Genomic DNA, 18,777 nt, shown 5'->3' on the forward strand with positions numbered 1-18,777 from the left:
TAAAACTTAAGCCTCAGTTGCTAAATACCAATTTTTCCAAGAACTGGTTCCTCTCGTTTCAATCGCTACTGTAGGAATGAGTTTTTCTTTTAATATTTCAGTTTGTTCAAGGGCTTTAGCAAGTCTTGCTTTAATGGAATGAATGCATTCACGGTCACCAAATTCACAGCGGTCTAAAGTTGTTCCGCCACACGGCCCGTTGGCTAAACCTTTTGGACAAGTTTCAGGGCAAATATATAAGGTATCGCTTAAGCGACACTGACCACAGCTTTCACAGCCCACTAAGCTATGTTTACTGAGCACTTCGGTTTTAATTAATACCTTAGCTACTAAAGCATTTTCCCAAAATGATGCTTTAAAAATAAACCGTCCTACACCTTTAGCAATTTTTGATTCAAACAGCGCCTCATGCATAACATGTAACTGGCGATATTTAATTAATTGTTTGGAAGTTGGCTGACGTGAAAAATGAGCAATTTCAGGCGCAAACTCTTTACCTGTAGTGACTTGCCAAAGTGAATTCCATAGCTCTTCTAAGGCCTCAAGCTTAAGGTGTCTGTATTGCTCAATGTAGCTTTCAAGCAGCATTTGCTCTTCTGGCTTATGGCAGGCAGATAAATGAATTCCAGCAAACCCTAAATGTTTACATATTAAAATCTGTAAAGCACAGCGTAAATAAACACGGTCTGTATGCCCTGCCAGTTTTTCATCTGCCAAGACTTTTAGCATGTGCGCAGTAATCACAATACCTGCCACTTTATGCTTCACCATAAAATTGGCACGACCTAAAGTCAGAGGCATCACACAAGCCAGTATTTGCTGTGAATAAGCATGCTTCGTTAAAAATGATTTGGCTTGTTTTAAAGCCTCAATGTCATAACCTAATTGCGTAATGATAAAATCAGCGCCTGCTTTAATTTTCTTATGCAGTTTTAAGTACTGGGCATCACGCTCAGCTTCGACATATTTAAATGGGTTAAAAGCAACGCCAATACGAAAACCACCATGTTGCTTAGCTGCCATTACGGCGTTTACCGACTCAAGGTATCGACTACGAGGCTGCCCATCTCGCCCATTATGATGCTCTTTGAGTTTATCACCTGTAAGCAATAACAAGTTTTGAATATTGGCTGTTTGAGCTTGTTGTAAAAAGTGCTCAAAATCTTGTATGTCTCGGGCCTTACCTGAAAAGTGTAAGACTTTATCGATTGTGTCAGGATAACTTTTGCTGGCCTCAAGCGGCGCCATATCGTGATCTGAATGTACGCGATCTGCCAATGTCATTGCAGCCGGATATCCCGCAAACTCATGTTTCACAGGATAAATTTCATGTAGTGAAGTGAGATACTCCACCAACACAAAAAACTGGTTTTGTTGGAAGCAAGCAGAAGCGTGTGACATAGGCAAAGTGCTGATCAAAACATGACATCAATCATAAGCGCGGCATTATAAATCAAAAGTGCATCAAGATGCGCTAGTCAGAAAGCTCATTGTTTTGCTTGTCTTCACCCTCTTTATTTCTGGGTAATTCGAGTGAGCGAGGAAATATAAAATCGAAAGAATCGAGTGCATAGCGGTAAAGTTGAGCTGGCCGTTTGCCCACAATTTTACTTTGGTTAGTTTCTTCAACTGCACCCGCTTCTATCATACGGCGTCTAAATGCTTTTTTATCTAAAGATTGCCCAAGAATAATTTCATAAATGCTTTGTAGCTCGGTCAGTGTAAATAATTCAGGCATCAGACTGGCTGGCAATGCGGTATAACGGGTTTTATTGGTCAGACGTTCTAATGCTAGGCTAAGCAATTCATTGTGATCAAAAGCCAATGTTAAATCTTGTGCTTTTGCTACAGTTACCCATTCGCTGTATTCCGCTAACTCTTGATGTTGATAGGCATTAAAATCGATTAAAGCAAAATACAAAATGGTCACGGCCCAGCCACGTGGGTCACGTTTAGCATTACCGACAGAAGCAACTTGTTCCAAATAAGGTGAAGCAATCCCTGTTTTTTCGACCAGCTTACGATAGGCCGTTGCCATCAAGTCTTGATCATGGGTTAAATCGGCAAAACCGCCCGGTAAAGCCCACTGGTCTTTGGCTGGAAAGTTTGGGCGCTTAATGAGTAATACCTGCAACTGACCATTAAATACCGAGAAAATAGCCATATCGACAGTCAGTAAAGGTGCGTCATAATCTCGGCGATCATAACTGGCAAGGAATTCTTGTTCAGTTTGAATAGTCACGTTCAGTCTCTCAATGAAAACGATGAGCCGATACTCATGTAACGACTCATCTAAGCTCAGTTATGCGATGGATAAACGCTCACGAATTTGATCCAAAGTACACTCATACTGGAGTTTACCATTTTCAAAGACTGTTTTTAGTGCTCCGCCTTGTTCTTGTTCTGCTGTTTGCTCATCAAACAAGATAAAACCAGTTTCATTTTCTTCGATGCGTAATAGACCTTTAGCAGATTTTTTTACACCTGAGTCAGTAATCGGGTCTTTAAACAGCTCTCGGCCTACGCCATTCACCTGTCCCCAAGTTGCTTTCACAGCAAACCCAAAGGTATCGCGAGTTAAGTAGTTATAGGTAAAACTGCCAATCCCAAACACCAAGTTGTTTGATGCAAAACCTTTGGCTTCTAGCCCTTCTAAAATACGCTGTGCACGCTCTAGAGTAATCGAGTCACCGTAAATTAAACCGACACGTTCATTAAGCACTCTATAGCCTTGGTCAGTCGTTGTACCACCAAATACTTCCCATAAACATTCAACCGCGCCTTTGTAAGCTGGGCTGCCGACTTCGGCATCTGGATCACCACAAATAATTTTAACTGGGTCACCAGAGTCAGGACGGAAAACCAATTTAGCCAAGCCTAAAGCGTTGGGTTGTCTTGCCAGAATTTCAGGTTTTAAAGCCACCGTAAATTCTGTAATCACTCGCCAGAAATCCCAAGTATCAGACACAATACTGACAACACCAGACGGATAAAGCTCACAGATTAAACGCTTAAATGTGTCTAGCTCACTGTCTTCTGTGCCCATACACATCACACTGTGTTCGGTCGCTGGTACAGATACTCCAATCACACCTGTGGCATTGTAATATTCTTCGGCGTAGTCAATTGAAGCAACCGAATCTGTTCCAATAAAACTGGTTAAGTGCCCAACACCAGATTGAGCCGCATCATAAATTCCACTCATGCCACGGCTACTAAAATCGTGTCCTTGCACAGGTACAAAATCGAGTGGTGCGCCAGTTTTTACAGCATATTGCGTTAATAAACGTTTGTACTCGTAGGCAATCGTTGCGGTAGTACAGCTTTTCCAAAGCTCAGCACTTAATACAGTTTCAATATAGTTGGTTAACCAAAAAAATCGCGGGTCGGTATTAATTACAGTGAGCACAGGTACACGCATATTGACACGGCTACCTTCTGGCAATGCTTTAATGCGTAATGGTAAATAACCCAAGTCATGTAACGCTTCAATATGATCGACTGGTACAGCGCCTTCACCTAATGATGTATCCATACGGCGTTTATATGCAGCTACCACTTTGTCTTTAGGTTGCTTGAAAAAGCCTTCATTCCATGTATCTATTAAAAAGTGTTTGATAAAACCCTGAAGACCAAAGAACACAACTTTATCATCGAAGTCAGGTAACATTTTAGCGAGACGAGATGAACGCGGCGTAAAGTTTGCGTACACGTACTCTGTACCTACTGGATATTGACGTCTGTGGTCAGCTTTATAAAAATCGATCGCGTTTAATGGATTAAGTTTAATAGTCATCTTTATTCTCTTTATTTTGCTGCAAAAGCAATTACTGAAATTTTGTCTGTTGGCTGTTGTGGAAAGCTGTCTGAAGTAAACAGTTGATCTAGCAGCCCATCAAAAACCTCTAATCCTTTACTAAAAATACCGTGGGTCACATATAGAACGACCTTATTGCAATTGAGGCGACGGAGTTCTTTGGCAATGCCAATAAAGGTTGCACCGCCATCGCAAATGTCATCGGTGATTACCGCAGTCAGCCCTGATAAATCAGTCGCATGTACATGTGTACCTAAAATTTTGCCAGTCACTGGGTCGCGTTTTTTATCACACTGAACAATAGTGATTGGTTGTTTACGCTCAACATTAAAAACGTCTGCAACCATTTGTGTGCGTGCTTTTGCGCCTTTGTCTGGGCAAATCAGTACTGTTTTTTCATCTTTTAACAATGTGCTCAGCGCTTCACTCTTAGCAATGATGTCGACTGAACTCACATTTACAACTTCGCTAAAAGAAGTATTGGCAGCGAGTAATGCTGTAGTTACTTCACTATGGCAATCCCAAACAGTGATTTTGCCTTGTTTGCCGGCTTTTTTGTCTGCATTGATGTTAAGTAACTTCGTCATCACATCAAGTGAAAATGCTTGGCCTACTGCACAAATACGGTCCTGACGTGCATATGGAAAATACGGAACTTCTAGGTCAACTGTTAAACCCTGATTCAGCAATATATTTTCAAGTAGTAAATAGTCCATCACATCGTGACTTGTGGTCATTTGTGCACGAACCAATACCGTGCCAGATAGTAAACCTAAGGTTGCCTCATCAATTTGAACATGACGCTCTCCACCAGAAAACTGCGTGAATTTCACTGGAATTTCATTTCTTGCCGCATCTAAAAGCTGGATAGCCATATCATCCTCTTTTTGTCTGATGACCTTCGATGAATATATAGTGGCATAAAGCCACTATATATTTCAAGTCTAATTTTCAAACTTTTTTCAAAGCCATTTTAAGACATGAAATTTGCAGTTTTAGAGCGACTAGAAATTCGTTTTTTAATAAAAATTATTATTCAACCTGTTGAAATAAATATTTAATTTACAAAAATCATTACAAGTAGAACTATGATTAAAAGTAGCGGATATAATTTTGCCCGCCATAAATCTGGTAGTTTTGAAATAAATTTTTCTGAAAAATATAGCCCGATCCATGTTCCCGCAACTAAGAATAAGGCAGCTTCAAACCAAATCAGGCCAATAAATCCACTAGGTGCCCATGTAGATTGCCAAAGTGACAATACACAATAGGTCAGCGTTGCAGTTAAAGACAAAGGCAGCGTGAGAATGTTTGCTATAGCCGCGGCCTCTGCCATAGAACTACCCCGCCGCCGTAATAAAGGAACCGTCATTACGCTTCCCCCCACACCTAAAAGTGCTGCAACCCAGCCAATAATGCCTCCTTTGATGAGTTCACTGTTTTGACCATAGTGTTGCTTTTGCACCGTGGTCACAATAAACCCCGGTCGGTAATAACAATCAAGAATCGTTACAAACACATAACCCATAAATATCCAGCGAAGCCAGCTGCCATTAAAGAATGAGGCCATTACTGCACCAACAATTCCACCAAATGCTATGCCACCCCATAAAAAATGGATCTTTTGCCAATCTATATGTCCCGAACGATAGTGTCGAAAGGTTGCAAAACTTGCGGAGCACAGCATGACAAAGGCTGATGTGGCTACGGCGATTTGCATGGCATGTATGCCGACACTGCTTTCATTGCCCCACTTTTGAAGAATAACAGTGTAAAGCAAAGGCACAGCAACAAAACCACCGCCAAAGCCAAATAACCAAGTGGTGACTCCCGAAAGTAGTCCAAATAAAAATAGCTCATATAGCATGATCATCTTCCTCACCTTTATAGAGGCATGATATAAAATAGCTCTATGGCAAACTAACGTAGAAAAGACATCTTTTTATTTATTTCAGCCAATAATATATGCGTAATATTCCAATTAACGACGTAGATCATCTACCCCAAGCAGTTCTAGCATTAGGATCAGACTATCCAGCTGATACTTTGTTAGATACGCATAGCCATCGCCGTGCACAGTTCTTATATGCACCCGAAGGCCTCATGAAAGTTGAAACTGAAGACGGTCAATGGCTCGTCTTGCCCTATAGTGGTGTATGGATACCCGCAGGCAAACCACATCGGGTATGGTTATCTAAAGTCAGCACATATAGTTTGTATATAGAAGTGAGTAATGCCCCAAGACAGGCAAACTATTGCGAAGTCGTACAAGTATCACCGTTACTTCATCAACTGCTCATTCAGGCAAATCAGCTACCTATTGACTACCAGCCTTTAGGACGTGACGGTGCTCTTATCGATTTATTGTTATATGAATTAGAAGCTGCACCAGCCCTGCCTCTGTTTATTCCATTGCCTCACAACACATTGTTATCTAAACAGTGTGCTGAGTTTATGAAACACCCCGATATTCATAGCAGCCCTAAAGACTGGGCACATGACAACAATAAAAGTGAACGAACTTTTCATCGCTGGTTTAAGTCTGAAACTGGTATGTCCTTTCAGGCATGGCGTAATCGGGTCTGCATCATCTATGCTTTAAATGCATTAAAAGAGAATATCTCAATTACGGAAATTGCTTTTAGTTTGGGCTATGAACACTCGGCAGCTTTTACAGCAATGTTCAGTAAAATTATGGGCTATCCGCCTACCCATTTTCTAAAAAGATTTCATACTCAGAATGAAACACTATAAAGATTTACTCATGTGAATGGTGTCATACGTCTCGATCCATTCTCGCTTAATGACTTCAAAGCCTTGTAGAGTCCAAAACTCCTCAGCCGCTGGCAAAAATGGATGTGTATGCAAATATAAAGTGGCAATTCCATTCTTCTTTGCATGGCTAAACAACATGTCACATAGTTGAGTTGCGATGCCATTACGGCGGTATTCAGGCAATACAAATAACTTAACCACTTCAACCGTATTTGGTGGCAAATTAAAATCAAAACGATGGTCATACGCCCGATATGCAATGGTGCCAATAATGCGGTTTTTATCTTTTACCGTAATAAAGCAACCTAATGGATCATTGACATAATATTGCCCAAAATTTTTTAAATCTTTAGGAACTTGCCCATGATAGATTTCTGGGAATAAAAGCTGTCTAGTATAAAGTGCAAACTCTACCGCAGATGCATAGTCTGATTTGTCGGCTAGCTGATAGTGAAGTGTCATATTTTTTACAGCCAAGAATGATCAGGGATAACAATGGTTTTGTCTTGAATCATGGCTTCATGGAACTCGACATCATAGACACTTTTTAAAAACTTCGGATCGGTGATTCGAGTTTTTGACTCAGGCTTAACTACCTCATGTTCGCGCATAAAAAATAAATGATCTGCAAATAAAAAAGCCAAGTTTGGATCATGCATAATCGCAATCACCGTAAAATTTTGCCGCGACAACTGACGCAATTTTTTCATTAAATAAGACTGATAATAAACATCAAGATGATTAGTTGGCTCATCGAGCAAAATGACTTTCGGCGCTTGTACTAAAATACGCGCAATCATGACCAATTGCCGTTCACCACCCGATAGCTCGGTATAAGGACGGTCACGCAAATGCTCGATGTCTAAATCAAGCAAGGCTTGGTCTACACGTTCCCAGTCTGATTTTGAAGGACGATATCGGCTAAAAGCAGCACGCCCAGTAATCACCACATCTTTAACCAAAAATGGAAATACGGTTTTGTGAAATTGCGGTAAAAAGCCAAGTAATGCAGCCCGATCTTTACCTTTAAAGTCCGATAATGGCTTTCCTGAATAACGGATTAATCCATCTTTTACGGGTTCTAAGCCAGCCATCAACTTAAAAAGTGTCGATTTACCACAGCCATTACGCCCTAAAATCACTGAAAACTGATTTTCAGGAAACTCCAGATGAATATTTTTGAGAACTTGCTTATGCCCATAGGCATAATTTAACTGATCAATTTGAATCATGCCCAATGAGTCCTCTGTGTTTTCATTAATAATAAGAAAAATGGCGCACCAAGTAACATGGTAAAAATACCAATCGGTATTTCAAAAGTAAGTAAAACCCGAGAAAAGTTATCAATCATCAGTAGAAAACTACCACCTAACACCATATTGGCAGGAATACTGTAGCGATGATCTGGCCCAACCAACATTCTCACAATATGCGGCATAAACAGCCCATATAAACTAATAATGCCTGCTGCAGCTACAGACGTTGATGTACATACAGTCACCAGAGCAATTAAAAGAAGCTGTTCCCACCTTGGGTTAACACCAACCGCCTGTGCTTCTTCGGCACCGAGTGCCATTAAGTTTAGGCGCCAACGCATCGCAAATAATCCAGCAAGACCAATACAAATCGGTAGCACGGCGTATTGAACTTTTTGCCAAGAAGCCTGATGTAAGTTGCCCATCGTCCATTGCACAATGGCTTGCAATTTAAATGGATCACTTAAGTATTGAATGACTGTCAGTCCTGCCAAAAAAAGACCAGAAACAATCATGCCCGATAAAATTACCATGACTAAAGATGTCTGGCTTTCATGTTTTTGATGTGCAAATAAATACGTTAAGGCAACGGCGCAAACACCAAAAATAAAGGCGGATAGATTGGGTGAAAGCCAACTTAAAGAAAGTGCCAAAGCCGCACCGAACGCCGCACCAGATGAAATACCTAGTACATAAGAGTCAACTAAGGGGTTACGAAATAATGCCTGCAAGCCATTACCCGCTGTTGCCAATGCAGCCCCCACCATAAAGGTCAGTAAAATTCTAGGTAGCCTGACATTCACAAGAATATTTTGCATGAGTCTAAATTGTTCAGCATCAAAATATGGTGTACCGAAGACCGCTTGCACGCTCCACAGCAAATAATCCCATGCACTCAAGGTCTGAGTTGGCCCTATGAGCAACGAGATAAAAATCATCACGACGGGTAACGGGTAAAACCAATAATATTTCAGTTTTTCCATATTCATTGCACCAACGCTTTTGCAAGGTGCTCACCATACAACTTGGTTAAAATACGCTGTTGTAAAGCACTTACAGGTAAATCGGACTGTTCAGGATAAATACTGTGATTCAAATAAATCGCCGTAATAATGATTTTGATGGTATGTGGGTTATATATAAATGCAGGACTCAAATTAAAAACCTTTCGGTTTTGTACAGCGCTTAAGCCTTGTAATTCTTTTCGTTCATAAATCAGTTTTGGGTTGGTATTCCAAAGCACGATATTGTCTGGGTTCCATTCAATTAAGGTCTCGGGGTTTACATTAGGTTGATTGGCATCGGTCTGAACAATGTTGTAAGCACCCGCCAGCTCAATAAAGTCATTAGTAATAGACTTGCGTCCCGAGGTAGAAAAAATTCGTCCACCTGACCATGCATAATAAATCGATTGTTTATTTGACTGACGTGCAGTTTTGGCTGCGACTTCCGACACAATTTCATCCGAAAAATTTAAAATTTCTTGAGCACGTTTTTGAGCACCACTCAGTACAGCAATTTCAGAAAGTTCTTCTTTCACTTGTTGGTAGGTACTGGACTCCATCACATATACAGCAATGCCAAACTGCCGCAACAGTTCAATCGTTTGGGTTTGCCCACTCCCTAAAATTACCAGATCTGGTTTTAACAAAACGAGACTTTCAATATTGGTTGCATTTGCGCCTTGTGAAGGTGTCGCAAGCTGTTTATTGGCGATACGCTTATCTATTTTTGAGTAGGCATTAAACAATAAAGGTTGAATGTATACTTCGGCCGGTATGCCAATCACTTTATGACCTTGCCCCAGCATATATAAGCCATCTAAACCCGACTCAAACAAAGACACAATTCTTTGGGCTGGTTTGGCTATACAGACTTTTGTATTTGTACTATCAAACACACATATTGAATGGACCTCTAACTTTTCTTGAGCTTTTCCACTTTGTTCAGATGAAGAACATCCACATAGAAGGAGTAAAGTGAGTATTGAAACCAAAAATCTCATTACAGCACCCAATGCACAAATACAGTGCAAAATAAAAAGATGCGTCTATTTAGTGCATTTTTCATGTGAAAAACACACCATAAGAGAGCAAGACGGTTTGAATCATAAGCTGTAAAGTTATCAAATAAAGTTTGGTAGACAAGATCTTAAATACTAAGCAAAAAAAGCGCCAAATTTACCAAGTAATAAAAACTATCTAATTATTAGTCTAAACACTCTGCCTAAGCGCTATTCAAATAATTTAATAGCAGTTACAGCTCGATCAACATTAAGAGAAATAAGTCGTTATAATCCGCCCAACACCTGATAGACATTATCTTCTGATGCTGACCCATTCATCCTTCTGGCGTAGTCTTTACCGTTTAATTCATATTTATGCTGGTATTTTCATTGCACCATTTATATTGGTCGCGGCATTCACCGGCTTACTCTATGCGATTACACCTCAAGTTGAACAAGCGATTTATAAAGATGTTCTATACGTTGAGCCATTGAACCAAGCGCAATATAAGCTGAGTCAGCAAATTGAAGCCGCAAAGCAAGTGATGCCCAAGTCTGTACAGGTAATTGAAGTTAGACCAGCCCCAAGTTCTGATCAGACAACTCGTGTTATTTTCTCAGACCCGATCCATCATTTTACCAGTGAAGCCGTTTTCATTGATCCCTTTACGCTTAAAGCCAAAGGCCATCTGGCTGTGTATGGTACTAGTGGGGTTCTGCCGTTTCGAACTACGCTCGACCAATTACATAGCAATTTATTACTAGGGAAATGGGGCCGCTTTTACAGTGAACTGGCAGCAAGTTGGTTAGCCATTTTGACTTTAACTGGACTGTATAATTGGTGGAAACGTCGTCAAAATCTTAAAATCAGGCAAACACAAAAAAATAAATTATTGAAGTGGCATAGCACGCTTGGTTTATTTTTATTTCCACTTTTATTATTAATCGCCATTACTGGTCTTACATGGTCCGAGTGGGCTGGAGATAATATTCGGGTTGCTCGTCAGTGGTTCAACTGGCAAACCCCAACATTAGCAACTTCTCTTCAAACAGATAATTTACCTACAGTGATGCACCATGAACATCACGACATGCCACACAGTGAAAATCTTAATTTAAATATTGTGTCAGGTGAGTTTGATACCGCTCTTTCAATAGCCAGAGCACATGGCATTGAGGCGGCACAAATACAAATCAAACCACCCACCAGTGGAAATCAAGCTTGGACAGTGGCCGAGATTCAGCGTAAATGGCCAACTCAAGCAGATAGCATCGCCATTAATATGGAACAACATAAAGTTATCGATCAACTTGCTTTTAAAGACTACTCACTGGTTGCAAAACTAACTCGTTGGGGAGTTGATGCTCATATTGGTATTTTATTTGGCTGGATAAATCAGTTGGTTCTCGCACTTTATGCGCTTGCACTTTGTATCATGATTATTTATGCATATAAGGCTGCATTTAAAAACTCAAATTTAAAACTCATGACAACCCACTTTGTTGGTCAAAGCTTATTTATTTGGAAGCGTGCAACTGGCCAACAAAAAGTATTGTTAATGCTAACTGGCATTGTGTTAGGCCTAAGCTTACCTGTTTTTGGTCTTAGTATTTTGCTTACGATACTCATCCTTGTAATGCGTAAATATATCCCTTCTAAATCATAAATCTTCATTTCATTAAGGAGTTAGACTTAAATTTTGCCTAACTCCTTTTTTAATCAAAAGTTCCAAGTCAAAGAAAGAATTACGCAATCTGCGCCAAAAAATAATCTAGCAACCTTTCCCTGTCATCCACACTATTTGAATCTAAAAGCTGAACCATCGCCCCATCAATCACAAATAAAAACATGTGCGCATCAGGTTTTGAGGCCGTACTTTTTACCGTTAAAAGTAAATTATAAATTTCATTAATCAACCAGTTTCGATAGTTAACTACGACCTGATACGCCTTAGGATGTGTTTTTGCAATTTCAAAAATGGCCTTAAATGGCAAATGATAAAGCCCTTCTAAATCTGCATGTAAAAAGTAAATTTTGCGAAGTTTTTCAATTACGGTTAAATCTTTCTGAACGTAGATGATTGAAAGCACCTCTTCTTTTAATCCATCTTTTTGAAAGGTTAAGCTCATTTCAATGAGGCGTTCTTTTGAGTGAAAGTAGTTATAGAACGTGGCTTTCGGCATCTTTGCTGCTTCAATAATTCGGTCTACTCCGACCTTATGAAAGCCATAATTATTAAAAAGGTTCCGAGAGGTATGTAGCGCGCTTAAAGCACGAGATGGGAGATCTGAATGTGGCATAGTTTTACCGTTATAAAATAAATTCTTGTTGTATATAAATGAGATATAGCATCGCTACTTTTCTAATAACTGAAAAAAAAGGCATAGCAAAGCCACAAAGACTGTGCTTGGCACATCTCAAGTTTTATTGTTGATGCAAGTTTTTGAGCCGTAATGACTTAAAGCCTGAAAACCCTAAAGGTAATCAAGCTGATAATATGATTTAAGTTGTATCGTTATAGCTTTTGGCAAAGACTGCCAAGAAATGATGAATGTGCAAAGCCAACTCCTTTTTATTGGGAGTTCTGCCAGACATTTATAGAATTATGGTGGCAGAACGAAAGGGGGTTCGCAGACTGGCCGAAAAAACCCAGCACACCCGAAGGTGTCCCCCTCCCGTTCCACCGTAGAGGGGGCACGAGGGTTCGTCACTAAAAGAATTAACTTTTAATGCTTTTTCGGAACGGTCTGCGACAACCGACTGGCAATGTGGCCAGCCTGCAAATGGTAATCTTCAATATTTAAGGTGTCAATGTGATATTGGCTAGAAAATATTTAAATAATTATTGTTTTTCATTAAATTACATAATTAAGGAAATTCTTAAATATCAGCTTAATAATATTGTCTTGTTTAGAGAGTTTTTTGAACTGTGCACCCTAAAGCGAAATGCACAGCCCAGATCAAACCATATTAATGATCAGATAATGTTTTCATATCAATCACAAAACGATATTTCACATCACTCTTTAACATACGCTCAAAAGCTTCATTAATGTTTTGCATATCAATCATCTCTACCTCAGAAACGATGTTATGCTCACCACAAAAATCGAGTAACTCTTGTGTTTCTTTAATTCCACCAATTACCGAGCCAGCAATTGATTTTCTACCCAAAATCATAGGTACTGAATTTGCGCTAATTTCACCCAAATATCCAACCAGCACAATTGTTCCATTTAAAGCTAAAGTTGGAATATAAGGCTTCAAGTCATGGTTATAAGGCACAGTATCAATAATTAAATCAAACTGATTTACGACTGACTGCATTTGATTTTCATCGGTTGATAACACAACATGATGCGCTCCGAGTTGTTTTGCATCTTGTTCTTTGTTAGCTGAGCGAGTGAATAATGTCACTTCCGCACCTAGAGCATTTGCAAGTTTAATTGCCATATGGCCCAAGCCACCTAAACCAACGACTGCAACTTTACTGCCCTTCCCAATATTCCAATGGCGAAGTGGTGACCATGTGGTAATCCCGGCACAAAGTAACGGCGGTACAGCCTGAGCATCCAAATTTTCAGGTACTTTTAATACAAAATCTTCGCTACAAGTAATTGTTTGAGAATATCCACCATAGGTTGGTCGTTGGTCATGACGATCTACAGCGCCATAAGTCTGAGTGTTACCTTCTTCACAATATTGTTCTAGTCCTGAATGGCAAGCAGAACAAGTACGGCATGAATCGACCATACAGCCAATTCCTACGAAGTCGCCAACTTTATATTTTGTGACTTTGGCACCGATTGAGGTGACACGACCTACAATTTCATGACCCGGCACTAACGGATAAGCACTGAATCCCCAATCGTTTTTAGCTTGATGTAAATCGGAATGGCAGACACCACAATATTCGATTTGAATGACAACATCATCTTCACGTGGAGTTCTACGTTCAAACTTAAACGGAACTAAAGGAGTTTCTGATGACAGCGCGGCATAACCTAAAACTTCAATTGTCATATTTTTCTCTCATGTTTAATGTTTAAATAAAGACGAATTCGTCTTTAGAATTGATTTAAAGCTATTGGTTTTGAAAACTCGTCAATACGTTTTTGAACCGTTGACCCACTTGCGGACTTACTTTTTTACTAAGTATTTTCTGTATTTCGTCAAATTGATGAGATGTAATACCTTGGGTCTTTGCAATATTAAGATGGGATTGAAGTTGACTCTCTACACCCTCTAGCGCCGAAAGCATACTCAAGGTGGCAATCTCACGATCTTGCCAATTCAACACATCCCTTGAAAAAATATCGCCAAATAGATGAGCTTTTAGATATTCATCTATGGCAGGAGCAAACTCAAACAATGCACCTTTGACGGGTTGTCCAACCAGTTGGGTCTGATTCTGAGTGCCTTGTAAAAGCGCCTGATAATCTTTCGGTAAAGCACTATTAGTCTTGCCTTCTACATCATGAATACCGTTTTCTTTACGCTGTTCTAACACCTGCATAAATGTCGTGAGGGCATTCAAACTTCGAGGAAAGCCAGCGTAGGCATAGGTTTGAACTAAAACTTCCTTAATTTCTGAAATGGTTAATCCTTGATCTAGACCATCTTTTAATGATTGACTGAGTTTGGATAGGTCACCATTTGCGGCGTATGCAGCAATCGGTATGATTGCTTGTTGCTGTTGCGATAAAGAATTTTGCATTTGCTTCATTTCCTTATTGTGCGACAAAGAAAGCTGAGCCATTTCTGTAGCCGCATAAATTTGCTGATCAAGCACTAACATGTTGATAGCTAAAAATATGGTCTGTAACTTCAATGACCCGCCTCTTTATATTGCTCATCTGATACAGGCTCTAACCAGTCCACGTTTTTGCCATGTTCATCAGTTGCAGTTAAAGCAAGGTGTGTCATCGCAGAATGACCGCTTGCCCCATGCCAATGTTTCACACCTGGTGGGCAATAGATCACATCTCCCGTAGAAATCTTTTCTGCTGGTTTGCCCCATTCCTGCACAAGCCCTTCTCCCTCTGTCACAATGAGATATTGCCCTTTAGGATGGGTATGCCAAAATGAGCGGGCATTCGCATTAAAACTCACATATGCACTTGAAGCATTTATCCCTTCAGTCACATCAGTTAAAGGTTTAATCGCTACAGTTCCCGTAAAAATCTTGTCTGGGCCTTCAATCACTTGCTGCTGACTGGCTTTTTTGATGGTTTGAGATGCGATGACTGGTTGTTTATCCATGGCGGGTACTCCCATTGAGATAAATAAAGTGGTCACGAAAGTGACTGTTTTAACATTCATCTTTTTTCCTAGATTAGTATCAACGTCCTCAATTTAGTAAAAGGACTTAGGATGAAGCATTGTTAAATCAGTATAAAAATGAAACTTGATAGGCGTTGTTCTATTCCTCTTGCAGATTTGCCTAATCCTCCGAATTATTGCAATTCTCTCTATTTTTCTTATTTGAAATGCCTACAATGAAAACACAGATGACAATAGGTGAAATCTGAATGACGAATATGTCTCTAGGCAATAATGAAACACTGGCTCAACTTGTCGATCAATGGACCCGAGAAAAAGGTACATTCGAAACGCCTATTATGGGACTGACTTTATTTCGTGCAGAAACATTGACCCAACCAAATAGCAGTATGATGGATGCCAGTCTATGTATGATTGCTCAAGGGAAAAAACAGGTGATTCTTAGCGAAGAAGCCTACACCTATGATTCAAATCATTTCCTTTTTACTGCAATTGACTTGCCTGTAATTGCTCAAGTTCTTGAAGCTTCGGTTGAACAACCTTATCTATCAATAGTCCTACGACTAGACCCCTATGTGCTTGCCCAAATCATGCTTGAAGCTCATATTCCTTTTAAAGATACCAATACTGAAAAAAAAGGAATGGCTGTTGGGGTCGTAAATTCGGAACTGAATGATGCTTTTATACGGTTATTAAAATTACTGGACACACCACAAGATATTCCAATCTTGTCTCCCCTTATTATTAAGGAAATTTTTTATCGTTTATTAATGAGTCCACAAGGTGATCGGCTGAAACGAATTGTAGCGGCAGGAACTACAGGTCATCGAATTGTGAAAGCCATTGAATGGTTGAAAACAAATTTTGCAAAATCATTTAGCATTGAGGAACTTGCAAGCACAATGGGTATGAGCGCTTCAAGTTTTCATCAGCATTTTCGTGATATTACTTCAATGAGCCCCTTACAATATCAAAAAAGAATGAGGCTGACCGAAGCACGGCGTTTATTAATCACTGAAGAATGCGATATTTCATCTACAAGCATGCAAGTAGGCTATGAAAGTTTGTCGCAATTTTCCAGAGAATATAAACGCTTTTTTGGGGTTCCGCCGTCGGTGGATATAAAGAGCGTATAAAAATAGACAAGCATTTTGCAGATGAATTTTTTATAACCTGAATTACCCTAAAAATAATTCAGGTTTGTTATGCGTGAACTTTGTTATTTCATCAACTACGACTCTTATTTTGGGTTGTAAATGCCATCTTTTTTGCCATAGCACATGAATTGGTATTTCTACACCAGATACCTCTGGAAGAATAGAAATTAACTTTCCAGCTCTTAATGCATCAAAAGCTAACCAACTTGGTAGTTGTGCAATACCAAGACCAGAAGTGCATGCGCTTAGTAAAGCATCACCATCTGGAATTTCATGTCTATAATTAATTTCGAACTCTTCCATTTCCCCTAGCGCATTTTTTAAAAACCATTGCCCTTTATAATTTCTTCTCCAACCGATTAGACAATTGTGATGTTTTAAATCCTCTTTCTTGGAGGGATAACCATTCTTTTCTAAGTAGGCTGGCGAGGCGCAAATTAAAAGCGTTTGGTGTCCAAGTGATTTTGCAATTAAGTCAGTAGAATCTTCTAAATCACCTATTCTGACAACGAGATCTACCCCCTCACTAATCATGTCTACAGCCCTGTCTTGAAAGGTTACAGATAAATCTAACTGAGGATATTGCTGAGCTAAATCTAATAAAATCGGAAAAATATATCGACGGCCAAAAGTTGTAGGAAGATCAACTCTTATACGACCTATAGGGTATGAATTTTCTGTCGAAAGTAATGTTTCTATTTGATCTAATTCCTCCAAAATACGACGACAACTAACAAGCCATGCTTCCCCTTCTGGAGTTAAAAAAATGCGTCTGGTTGTGCGGTGAAGAAGTTGGACACCCAATCTTTTTTCTAATTTATTAATACTTTTTCCTACCGCAGATCCGGTAATTCCAAGTATTTCTGCTGCACCAGTAAAACTTCCCTGCTCTACAGCTGTAACAAACTCAAGTATTCCTGAAAACTTACTTTCCATAAACCACCTATTAAGGAATTTTATTCCACAATGACTAGAATTTTATCATATTAATAAAATTATTTTCTTGAATTAAGATGAGTTCAAATGATGGCTAAGTAAGAAAGTTATCAAGTTCTTTTAAGAGGAAAAGATGATGAAAGCATGGTTACTAAAAGATTTTGGTTTAAATAATTTAAAATTAGAGGAAGTGGAAACCCCAACTCCAAAAGCTGGTGAACTCCTCATTAAAGTTGGAGCGGTTTCTTTAAACTATCGAGATAAAGCGATTGTTGAAGGTTTTTATGAACCCCATATGGTTCCAAAACCTTTAATTCCTGTTTCCGATGCAGCAGGTACAGTCGTGGCTGTAGGTGAAGGAGTAACGCGTTTTAAATTAGGTGATCGAGTCAATACTACACTCTATTCTCGCTGGATTGATGAAGAACCTGGACCCAATGAACCGGAATATTGTTTAGGTATGCCATTATCAGGTGGTCTTGCTGAATATATGATCTTGCATGAAGAAAGTGCAGTAAAAGCTCCAGATAATATGTCTGATGCTGAAGCTTCTACATTACCTATTGCTGCATTAACAGCTTGGTATTCACTCATGGATATAGGTAACCTTAAGCCAGAACAAAATGTTCTTGTACAAGGGACTGGTGGGGTTTCTATTTTTGCAATCCAATTAGCTCATGCCTATGGAGCGAGAGTTATCGCTACATCAAGCAATGATATAAATTTAGAAAAAGTTCGAGCTTTGGGTGCAAATGAAGGAATCAATTATAAAACTCATCCAAATTGGGATGAGCGAGTACTAGAATTAACTGATGGTAAAGGTGTCGATGTAACAATTGAGGTTGCAGGCGGTAATGGTCTTAATCAATCTATTGCAGCCACAAAAGTAGCTGGCACTGTGGCCCAAGTTGGCTTTCTAACTGGACAAACCACCCAATTAAATTTAATGCCACTCATTTTCCGTCAAACCAAACTTCGGGGAATAGCCGTAGCACCAAGAGTTTCATTTGAACGTATGAACAAGTTTCTAAATGAACATCAAATTAAACCGGTTATTGAGCATGTATATAAATTTGAAGAAGCTATTGAAGCCTTTAACCATCTTTCTAGAGGCGCGTTTGGGAAAATTGTGATCGAAGTTTCTTCAAATAAATAAGAAATAAAAATCATAATGCTTTTCAGATAAATACCTCCATTCACATTGTTATTAAAGCTATGAGCTGTTCACCTTTCTAAAAAGATGTACAGCTCAAAAAATTTTTACTTATGATTTATTAATACTGCTTTGAAAAAATAACTATAAAGTTAATTAGTTAGCTTTAGATATTATTTCAATCATCTCTTTTGTTGGTCGTAAGTGGCCTAATTGCCACTGTTCAGGTGGATATTCATCAATTCGTATCCAGACATGCTCCCGAAAAGCAGCATTTCCCTTTCCTTCGATCTCTACAAATAAATCTGTTATTCGCTTAAAAAGCTCAGCCTTACTTTCTTTATCTAGTAAGCCTTCTATTGTTTGTATATTTATAAATGGCATAATGCTACCT

At 39.3% G+C, this 18,777-nt stretch carries 19 protein-coding genes; 4 read left to right on the forward strand and 15 right to left on the reverse strand.

The features are described from left to right. Positions 1 to 6: 6 nt before the first annotated feature. The 5 genes from ASF86_RS05380 to ASF86_RS05400 form a co-directional block, all read right to left on the reverse strand. Complete coding sequence (locus ASF86_RS05380; protein WP_056480210.1) at positions 7 to 1,401, reverse strand: methylenetetrahydrofolate reductase C-terminal domain-containing protein; 1,395 nt, start codon at positions 1,399 to 1,401, stop codon at positions 7 to 9. 73 nt (positions 1,402 to 1,474) lie between these two features. Continuing rightward, positions 1,475 to 2,242, reverse strand: a complete 768-nt coding sequence (locus ASF86_RS05385) for an NUDIX domain-containing protein (protein WP_056480212.1) — start codon at positions 2,240 to 2,242, stop codon at positions 1,475 to 1,477. A gap of 60 nt (positions 2,243 to 2,302) precedes the next feature. After that, entirely contained in the window at positions 2,303 to 3,796 is a 1,494-nt protein-coding gene (locus ASF86_RS05390; RefSeq protein ID WP_056480216.1) for a nicotinate phosphoribosyltransferase, read from the reverse strand. Positions 3,797 to 3,807: 11 nt separating this feature from the next. Further along, complete coding sequence (locus tag ASF86_RS05395) at positions 3,808 to 4,692, reverse strand: phosphoribosyltransferase family protein (protein WP_056480219.1); 885 nt, start codon at positions 4,690 to 4,692, stop codon at positions 3,808 to 3,810. A gap of 182 nt (positions 4,693 to 4,874) precedes the next feature. Continuing rightward, positions 4,875 to 5,684: a sulfite exporter TauE/SafE family protein gene (locus tag ASF86_RS05400; protein ID WP_056481752.1), complete on the reverse strand. Its 810-nt coding sequence runs from the start codon at positions 5,682 to 5,684 to the stop codon at positions 4,875 to 4,877. Positions 5,685 to 5,782: 98 nt separating this feature from the next. Here ASF86_RS05400 and ASF86_RS05405 point away from each other — a divergent pair, with 98 nt between their 5' ends. Next, on the forward strand, positions 5,783 to 6,571 hold the full coding sequence (locus ASF86_RS05405) for an AraC family transcriptional regulator (RefSeq protein ID WP_056480221.1): 789 nt from the start codon (positions 5,783 to 5,785) through the stop codon (positions 6,569 to 6,571). Here the strand turns inward: ASF86_RS05405 and ASF86_RS05410 are convergent. The 4 genes from ASF86_RS05410 to ASF86_RS05425 are packed head-to-tail and all read right to left on the reverse strand — an operon-like array spanning position 6,566 to position 9,853. Further along, a complete protein-coding gene (locus ASF86_RS05410) occupies positions 6,566 to 7,054 on the reverse strand; it encodes a GNAT family N-acetyltransferase (protein ID WP_056480223.1) in 489 nt (162 codons plus the stop codon). The two genes, ASF86_RS05405 and ASF86_RS05410, sit on opposite strands and share 6 nt — an antisense overlap. Before the next feature lie 5 nt (positions 7,055 to 7,059). Beyond that, complete coding sequence (locus ASF86_RS05415; RefSeq protein WP_005040479.1) at positions 7,060 to 7,824, reverse strand: ABC transporter ATP-binding protein; 765 nt, start codon at positions 7,822 to 7,824, stop codon at positions 7,060 to 7,062. Further along, positions 7,821 to 8,831, reverse strand: coding sequence for a FecCD family ABC transporter permease (locus ASF86_RS05420; RefSeq protein ID WP_081407560.1), 1,011 nt, complete (start codon positions 8,829 to 8,831; stop codon positions 7,821 to 7,823). Before ASF86_RS05420 ends, ASF86_RS05415 begins: the two co-directional genes overlap by 4 nt. A 2-nt stretch (positions 8,832 to 8,833) precedes the next feature. Beyond that, positions 8,834 to 9,853, reverse strand: a complete 1,020-nt coding sequence (locus ASF86_RS05425; protein ID WP_056480229.1) for an ABC transporter substrate-binding protein — start codon at positions 9,851 to 9,853, stop codon at positions 8,834 to 8,836. A gap of 323 nt (positions 9,854 to 10,176) precedes the next feature. Here ASF86_RS05425 and ASF86_RS05430 point away from each other — a divergent pair, with 323 nt between their 5' ends. Beyond that, a complete protein-coding gene (locus ASF86_RS05430; RefSeq protein WP_056480231.1) occupies positions 10,177 to 11,520 on the forward strand; it encodes a PepSY-associated TM helix domain-containing protein in 1,344 nt (447 codons plus the stop codon). Between the two features lie 79 nt (positions 11,521 to 11,599). Here ASF86_RS05430 and ASF86_RS05435 read toward each other — a convergent pair whose 3' ends face one another. The 4 genes from ASF86_RS05435 to ASF86_RS05450 all read right to left on the reverse strand — a co-directional run bounded on the left by ASF86_RS05435 (position 11,600) and on the right by ASF86_RS05450 (position 15,176). Further along, positions 11,600 to 12,154 carry a TetR/AcrR family transcriptional regulator gene (locus tag ASF86_RS05435; protein ID WP_056480234.1) on the reverse strand — a complete coding sequence of 185 codons (555 nt, stop codon included), beginning with the start codon at positions 12,152 to 12,154 and terminating at the stop codon, positions 11,600 to 11,602. Positions 12,155 to 12,824: 670 nt separating this feature from the next. Then, a complete protein-coding gene (locus tag ASF86_RS05440) occupies positions 12,825 to 13,877 on the reverse strand; it encodes an NAD(P)-dependent alcohol dehydrogenase (protein WP_056480237.1) in 1,053 nt (350 codons plus the stop codon). Positions 13,878 to 13,938: 61 nt separating this feature from the next. Then, positions 13,939 to 14,571, reverse strand: coding sequence for a carboxymuconolactone decarboxylase family protein (locus ASF86_RS05445; protein WP_056481755.1), 633 nt, complete (start codon positions 14,569 to 14,571; stop codon positions 13,939 to 13,941). Between the two features lie 110 nt (positions 14,572 to 14,681). Beyond that, positions 14,682 to 15,176 (reverse strand): cupin domain-containing protein, encoded by a 495-nt coding sequence (locus ASF86_RS05450; RefSeq protein WP_056480240.1) that lies wholly within the window; start codon positions 15,174 to 15,176, stop codon positions 14,682 to 14,684. 209 nt (positions 15,177 to 15,385) lie between these two features. Between ASF86_RS05450 and ASF86_RS05455 the strand changes: the two genes are divergently transcribed. Next, the gene (locus tag ASF86_RS05455) at positions 15,386 to 16,273 is read left to right on the forward strand and encodes an AraC family transcriptional regulator (RefSeq protein WP_056480243.1); all 888 of its coding nucleotides are present in this window, start codon (positions 15,386 to 15,388) and stop codon (positions 16,271 to 16,273) included. A gap of 42 nt (positions 16,274 to 16,315) precedes the next feature. Here ASF86_RS05455 and ASF86_RS05460 read toward each other — a convergent pair whose 3' ends face one another. Further along, positions 16,316 to 17,230, reverse strand: a complete 915-nt coding sequence (locus ASF86_RS05460) for a LysR family transcriptional regulator (RefSeq protein WP_056480246.1) — start codon at positions 17,228 to 17,230, stop codon at positions 16,316 to 16,318. Positions 17,231 to 17,363: 133 nt separating this feature from the next. Between ASF86_RS05460 and ASF86_RS05465 the strand changes: the two genes are divergently transcribed. Further along, positions 17,364 to 18,386: a zinc-dependent alcohol dehydrogenase family protein gene (locus ASF86_RS05465; protein ID WP_264753225.1), complete on the forward strand. Its 1,023-nt coding sequence runs from the start codon at positions 17,364 to 17,366 to the stop codon at positions 18,384 to 18,386. Between the two features lie 153 nt (positions 18,387 to 18,539). On the opposite strand, the gene ASF86_RS05470 is transcribed toward ASF86_RS05465, so the two are convergent. After that, on the reverse strand, positions 18,540 to 18,767 hold the full coding sequence (locus ASF86_RS05470) for a tautomerase family protein (RefSeq protein WP_045125564.1): 228 nt from the start codon (positions 18,765 to 18,767) through the stop codon (positions 18,540 to 18,542). Positions 18,768 to 18,777: the final 10 nt, after the last annotated feature.

The organism is Acinetobacter sp. Leaf130 (genome assembly GCF_001423205.1).
In the GTDB taxonomy this organism is placed as follows: Bacteria; Pseudomonadota; Gammaproteobacteria; order Pseudomonadales; family Moraxellaceae; genus Acinetobacter; species Acinetobacter calcoaceticus.